At 54.0% G+C, this 6,885-nt stretch carries 4 protein-coding genes and 1 pseudogene; all 5 read right to left on the minus strand.

The genetic code is table 11. From position 1 onward, the window contains the following. Positions 1-36 precede the first annotated feature (36 nt). Positions 37-522, minus strand: a complete 486-nt coding sequence (locus ACW9HX_RS14670) for a DUF4265 domain-containing protein (RefSeq protein WP_457381175.1) — start codon at positions 520-522, stop codon at positions 37-39. Between the two features lie 23 nt (positions 523-545). Further along, a complete protein-coding gene (locus tag ACW9HX_RS14675; RefSeq protein WP_457381172.1) occupies positions 546-1,163 on the minus strand; it encodes a hypothetical protein in 618 nt (205 codons plus the stop codon). A 17-nt stretch (positions 1,164-1,180) separates the two neighbouring features. Then, positions 1,181-1,795, minus strand: a complete 615-nt coding sequence (locus tag ACW9HX_RS14680) for an Imm43 family immunity protein (RefSeq protein ID WP_457381173.1) — start codon at positions 1,793-1,795, stop codon at positions 1,181-1,183. A gap of 16 nt (positions 1,796-1,811) precedes the next feature. Beyond that, positions 1,812-6,518, minus strand: a complete 4,707-nt coding sequence (locus ACW9HX_RS14685) for an RHS repeat-associated core domain-containing protein (RefSeq protein WP_457381174.1) — start codon at positions 6,516-6,518, stop codon at positions 1,812-1,814. Next, positions 6,515-6,885: pseudogene (locus tag ACW9HX_RS14690) on the minus strand (type VI secretion system tip protein VgrG); the annotation flags it as partial. The pseudogene ACW9HX_RS14690 and the gene ACW9HX_RS14685, both read right to left, overlap by 4 nt.

Here is a 6,885-nt window from a genome sequence, read left to right on the forward strand (position 1 = left end):
ATCGATGATGAATTTTGCGCCCGTGGCGCAGGGTCGTCAGCCTTCGAGCCACCAGTTCAACAGCGTCTCGTCATCATCGTCATCCAGGTTCTGATAGATGTTGGCGTAATACCATTGAATCCCGGTTCTATCGCGAAATCGGTCAAAAACCTCGTTGATCTTGTTCATCCCGTTGCTCGCTGGAACAGCCAACGAAAGATTGCCCTCAAGCACGCCGTCCAGCGTTCCACCCAGTTCACGCCGCACATCGACTTCCAGCTCAGCGATATCCGCAGCAGGAATGGAATCGGCGTAGATGTGAATGCAAAAGTTACCACCTCGTTCAAGCACCACCGCATGGGTGCTTTTGTTTTTGATCGATATGACGTCTCCGCGAGCCATATTCAGCGCCAGCCCGGGTGAGGACAGCAGTTCATAGGCTGTCGCGCCTACATGACGAGCCGGGAGTTCCTCGTACACCGGGCCATCAGAGCTATTACCTGCAAATACCTGAATATGAACAGGACTGGTTTTATCGACCAGGCGAAAATCCGGTTTTACATGTTTCATATTCGTCTAATCCCTGACCAGACAACCGTTTCCAAAGGGATGAAATCAATACCCTTGAAATCGATTGCCGCATCCCTGAACGCCTCAGAGCAGATCAAGCTATCACTTCCTGATACCTGTCTTCTGTACTTGAAAAGATCGAGTTTCCAATCATTACCGAGAATTAATTTTTTGAACCTGATTGGCCTGCCCTTTTCCTCTACAAACGTAGAGGCTGGATCGCAGTTTGTCCGTACATCCAACTCATCGAACAACACAGCATTGTAATGTTTTGAGGAAGTGCGTTTTCCGCCCTCCGAAAGCACGTCAATCCTGACGCTATCAACCACATTCACGTTGAGGCTATTGCAGGCGGCTAAAAATTCGTCACTCACCACATAAAAAAATTTCGAAACGCTGCGAATATCGAATTCATAGCTTTCATCTTTGGAAATTAAAACCATGCCCTCCGGAAAGGGTGTACGCGGCCCGGGCTTCCCCCTTTCCGCGTACCAGGGAAAAAAACCAAATTCAACATCTCTTGTGCAGGAATAATATCTGTCGAAAAGATCAGCACGTAAAATCCCGGCAGGACAGCCTTGCTCCTCTTTCTGTGAAAGCACATAAAAATTCATAAACTCTGTGCTCGCAGTCAAATAGGTCTCACGCCCGACCAGATCACATCCTTCAGAGGAGTGAAGTTCACCCCTTTGATCCCCTCCGCGAGCTTCTTGAACTCACTGGAACAGATAAGCGTATTACTACCTGAAATCAGCCCCTTGAACTTGAACAGATTCCGATTAAAGCCTGCTGGCAATACAAGCTTTTTGAATCTGAAAATCAATCCATCCTCCTCTATAAAAGTCGATGCCGGGTCAGTCTGCGAGCGCGCATCCAGTTCCTCAAAAAGAACAGCATTGTAGTTTCTGGATGAAATACTTTCTCCAGCTTTGGAAACCACCTTGATTGGCACCGAATCAGTAACAGCAACATTCAACTCGCTGCAAACAGACATAAATTCGTCACTGACTATATAAAAGCGGGCAATGCTACGTATATCAAAGTCATAGAACTTGTCTTTGGAAATGAGCACCATGCCTTCTGGATAAGGCGTGTGAGTTTTGTAATGAATTTTCTCCGCATACCACGGAAAAAAACCATGCTCGACGCCCTTGGTATCTGAATAGAATTTATCGTAAAGATCCGCCTGCAAGAATCCGACCGGGCAACCGGACTCTTCTTTTTGAGAAAGCACAAAGTATTCCATAATCCCTTCTCCCTGCTTATCTAAGTCTGCGCTGTGTTGTGCCAGGTACGGAAAGACTGGCTCTCAGTCTTGTCTGTATCGCGGATATCTGAGTTCGCGCCTGCGCTTCGTCAATCACACCAGCTTCATATTTGCTTCTGACGGTCGTTACCATGTTGTTAACCATCGGGCTGTAGACCTTACCATGCGACCCACAATGGTAAAAAACACGCTTGGTTTTCTTGGCCTGATCGGCACTGTCGGGCATCAACAATCCGTTTTCCTTTTTATCGCGTTCTCCACCCATCCCGATATCCGAGAAGAAGCTGGCCTGCCGTCCCCACACTTCCTCGGGAATCAGGTGATGGGCCTGCATCTTGTCATGGGTTTTTCCGCCCAGTGCCCGATTGAGTGCTGTGCTGCAAAGACCGTTCGGATCGACCCACTGGGTGGGGCTGATTGCATATTGATAGAAGTTGATACCACCCGCGTACCCGATCGGATCACGAGAAACGAAGCGACCGACGTCTGGATCGTAGTACCGGTGACGGTTGTAATGCAGTCCTGTCTCGTGGTCGTGATACTGACCCTGGAAGCGAATAGGGTTTTTCAATCCTTGCAGCAGCGCTGATGATGAACGCTGTTCAACCGCCCGCCCCCATACTTTGTAATGCGCGCTCCAAGCCACATTGCCTTGCTGATCGGTCATTTCCTGGGGTGTACCGAGGTGATCGCACTGATACCAGGCAATCGCATCAAACGGGTGCGGAACCGGAGTGTGATTCCACAGTGGATCTTCGTCCGCAGCGTAAACGTCACCGTATTCAGGTTGAGGCACCAGACGAACAGGCTGCTGACTCAGCGCCTGTGCCACGGGATTGTAGGTACCCGGTTCGTAAATGTAATGAACCGTGCGACCAGTATCGCCATCCAGTTGCGGGGGACTGCTCTCCCACGCCAGATTGTCACCATCCCAACCGAACATCGTGAAGCCACAGTCATGCTCACGCTGTTTGCGGGCATGTTCATTGCGGTTCCACAGAGAACCTGCCTCTGGACGATGCTTGTAGTGCGCCCGAGAGTTTTTGTACAAGCGGCGACCTAACGGGTCGTACGCATAATCCACCGACAGACGATCATCTTCGAAATGCACCAGGCGATCGAACAGGTCCCATCGCATTTCGCAGACGCTGCCGTTACTCCAGCGCTTGATCTGATTGCCGCGTTCGTCGTACTCATAATGCGTGCCCGCGTACTCACGCAACACGTTATCCGGCAGCTTGCTTCGCGCCGGCTCTTGGTCCAGCGGCCGGCGGACTTCAAAGGCTCGTTCATCCAGGAGATTCCCGGCGGGATCGAACGCAAAGGTTTCGACCCCTAGACGCGTAGCGGCACTGATCAAACGACCGACAGGATCATAACGATAGGAAAGCGGGCCCCGACGACTGTCATTGATGTCCGTAAGCTGGCCAGCGGCATCGTATTGGTAGTCACGCTTGAGCAGCACCGATTTGTCGGCACTGCGCTCCAGCACCTGAGCTTGCAAGCGCCCGGCCGGGTCCCATTTCTGCGTTTGCAACAGATGATTTCCTTGATGGCGAGCGACTTCACGGTGCAAATCGTCACGCTCGAATCCGGCCAGTTCATGGTCATCCAGGCGCAATCCCAGCAGGTGGCCGCTGCCGTAGGTCAGCCAACTGACTCGGTGACCATCGGGGCGCAGGGTTGCAACGCGTTGATTGAGTGCATCGTACTCATGCTGCCATATGGCGACCATCGGGCTCTCGAGGCCCAGATAGTGTTGATGCTCACGCAGGATGTTACCCGCCAGATCATGGAACCACTGCAAGCGGCTATCGGCGTTGCAAGCCATGATCAGTTTGCTGTTGCCGTCGTAATCGAAGGTTTCGCTTTGCTGCTGATCACCCAGAATCGCTCTGCGTTCGATCAAACGATTCATTGAGTCAAAACGTATTTCGACGCAATGTTCACCGTTGTAGATTTTCGCAAGCCGCCCGGTTTCGGGCTCGTACGAATAACGGGTTGAACGCCCGTCAAAAGCTGTTTCTTCAAGTAAACGACCGACCGGGTCGTAGTTGAAGTGAGCACGACGTTCGTTCTCGTTCTCCAGTGCAATCAGTCGACCGAGCTTGTCCCAGCGATAACGAACGGCATGCTCCAGCGCATCCACCCGCTCGGCGATCAGCCCCGCCGCGCTGTACTTCCAAGTTGTGCAACGATCCAGACCATCGACATGGGCCAGCAATCGACCCTCGGCATCGCGCTCGAAGCGCTCCTCGGTCTTGTCCGGGTGCATGATCAACGTCAACTGCCCGGCACTGTATCGGTATTCGGTACTGTGGCCGGCAGCGTCCGTGAAGCAAATCATCTGGCCGCGTTCGTTGTACTCCCAGGCACTGGTCTTGCCTGAACAATCGACGTACTCCACCAATTGCCCGGAAGCGTTGTAGGCCAGTTTCTTTTCATTGCCGTTGGCATCTTTGACCGAGGTTGGCATCCCGGCCGGGTTGTAAGCGTATTCGGTCTTGTTACCCAGTGGATCGACGCTCTCGACAAGGTTGCCAGCGTCGTCATAGGCCCTTGTCCATTGCCCGCCCTCCGCATCGCTGATTTTGATCAGTTGGTCGAGATCGTCGTAGGCGAAGTGGACCACCGTGTCATCGGTGCGAATGTGTTCCAGAAGATTACTTCGGTCATCATAGCTGTAGCGATCCGAGCGCCCATCGGCACGGACGTGGCGGATCACGTTTTTTGCATTATCACGGAAGAACCAGTCAGAGCGATCGTCGGCGTGCCGAATACGGTAGGTGTAACCCAGACTGTCAAAGTAATGCCAGGTCTCATGACCGAGCGCATCCGTGACGTACACCAGTCGAATGTTTTCATCCCATTCCAGGCGGGTATCGAAACTGCCGTCATCCGCCCACTCACGAACTGCCTTGGCGTCTGCACCATGACCCAGCCATTGCAGGTTCATGCCGCGCCCGGTGCGATCGGTGTAACGGGTGATCAGGTGATGCTGGTACTGATAACGCCATGCAGCACCGTTTTCATCCTGTGCCTGAACCAGATCGCCCGCCGAATCGTAAACATAGGAACAAAGCTGACGCAGAGGCTCACCGTCACGGATTTCCCAGAGCCCGGTCAAGCGCCCCTGTCCATCAATCATCGTGCCGAGGTGCAGATGCACCTTGCCCGGATCCCCCTCGTACGTAATCAGGTCGGACAGTACTGTCCGGTCACCGTACCGATGCTCGTAATGCAGCATGATGCCGGCGCCGCTGCGCAACTCCACACCGACCAGCAGAAACTGCTGGCCACGACGGACATAGGTTTCCTTGCGCTCGAAACCACGGCAGAGCAACAGCTTGTCGTCACTGACGCGGACAACCGTGAGGTTTTCGATCGCGTCGTAATGGAACAGATCGACCTTAGGCAATGGATAGTCGTGGCTGCGGCCATCCGCATCGTGGAACTGCAAGGCACCGTCAACGAGGTCGAATCGTGTGCTGAACGAAGTGATCCATCGTGCACCCAAATCGCCTTGGTCATAGGCATCCAGATCCGAGCTGTAGATACGCGTCCACTCGATCGGGAACGGGCCGGTCAGATTGAAATCCGTGTGAGCAATGCTTTCGGAGCCCACTGCAAAGCTGATGCTGTCGCAGGTACCCGGGCAGGTACCGTTTTTTTCGGCATTGGGTTTCTTCTTCGCCGGGACTTCCGTTTTCCTGACTTCGGTTCTGCCCTCACCTGCCCTGTGTTTGGCCTGGCTCGTTCCGCCGACTTTCACGTGACCGGCGACACCACGCCTGTTACGCAGATTCCAGGCCTCGACAGCCTTTGTCAGTACGATCAGCAGCGCGCCGATGGAAAACGGCATGTTCGGATTACTGAGCTTTTTCAGTTGAGCCTTTAGCTCCGGCCCCATGGCAACCAGTATCTTGGTTTGATCGTGAACGAGCTTCTTGGCTTCCCGAGGCAACAGATGCTTTGCAGCGCTATTGACTACGCCCTTTCCCGCGGCCTTATAGACATCGAAGGCTGCGTCAAAAATATTGCTGATGGCCTTGCCGGGATCGTGCAGGAGTTGCCCCCCCACACCGTCCATTTTTTTCCCTGCTCGCTTGAGGTCAGCACCGGCATCAAGTTCAGCATCGACAACAGCGTTCAATCCCGTGGCAATCTGCTTGAGGAACTCTTCACCCTTTTGCCCGGCTTTATCCAGCAGATCAGGCAAGGCAGATTGGGCGGTCTTAACGAAGTGATCAATCTCGCCAACAATCGTTGCGTTCAAGTGACCGGCAATCACGTTGATCAACGCGTCGCCCAAAAGCGCCTTGCCAGCCACCTTCATTTCCTGCCGAACCAGGTAAAGCGTCGGTCGAAGGCTCATGCGTGCGGCAGCCATATTCGCAGGGACAGGTATTACACCGATAAGGTCGATGCCCAGGCTGACCCAGTCCAGCGGATCGCGTTTTTCACTTCGAGATAAAACGGCAATGTCATTCAAGACATCGACCAACGCCATGATGTTGCCAACTACCGGCAGGGCTCCGGCGACATATTTGATTCGCTCGAGGGTGACGTAACCGCCACTGACTTCCTGCAGCCATGCATCGAACTTGGCAGCATCGCGTCCGACATCCGCTACTTGAATCTGATTCAGTGGCACGACAGCAACTTGAGACTCTCGGCTTTGTGTTGCGCTTGCGGTAGTCATGACAGCATCTCACTTGCAATCAGCCCAGGGGTTTTAAGCGAGGATTTCGGTAGCGCCGGTGCCGGCAGACTCGGCAACTTGCCCGCCTTGCTCGCCGCCCCGAGAATCCCCGACGCACTCGGCATCGCCGCACTCGCCAGTTTCGGCAACCCCGCCACCCCGCCCTGCACCGCACCTTTCACCTGCTGCGCCGTTTGCACCGCACCCATCCCTGTCTGCGCCAATTCCTTGCCCTTCTCCAACATGTCCCAGTTCTTGCTCGGCAGCGCCTGCGCCACCATGGCTTGCACCTGGCTCGGAATGTCTTCGGCCCCCGGCGGATTCAACGGCCATTCCGGCTTGCCGATGTAACTTCCTTCGCTCCAGG

This window comes from Pseudomonas sp. SDO52101_S400, from assembly GCF_054071635.1.

Coding starts and splice junctions, on each gene's coding strand:
- ACW9HX_RS14675 (WP_457381172.1), bottom strand. CDS start 1,163: ATGAATTTTTATGTGCTTTCACAGAAAGAGGAGCAAGGCTGTCCTGCC.
- ACW9HX_RS14680 (WP_457381173.1), bottom strand. CDS start 1,795: ATGGAATACTTTGTGCTTTCTCAAAAAGAAGAGTCCGGTTGCCCGGTC.
- ACW9HX_RS14685 (WP_457381174.1), bottom strand. CDS start 6,518: ATGACTACCGCAAGCGCAACACAAAGCCGAGAGTCTCAAGTTGCTGTC.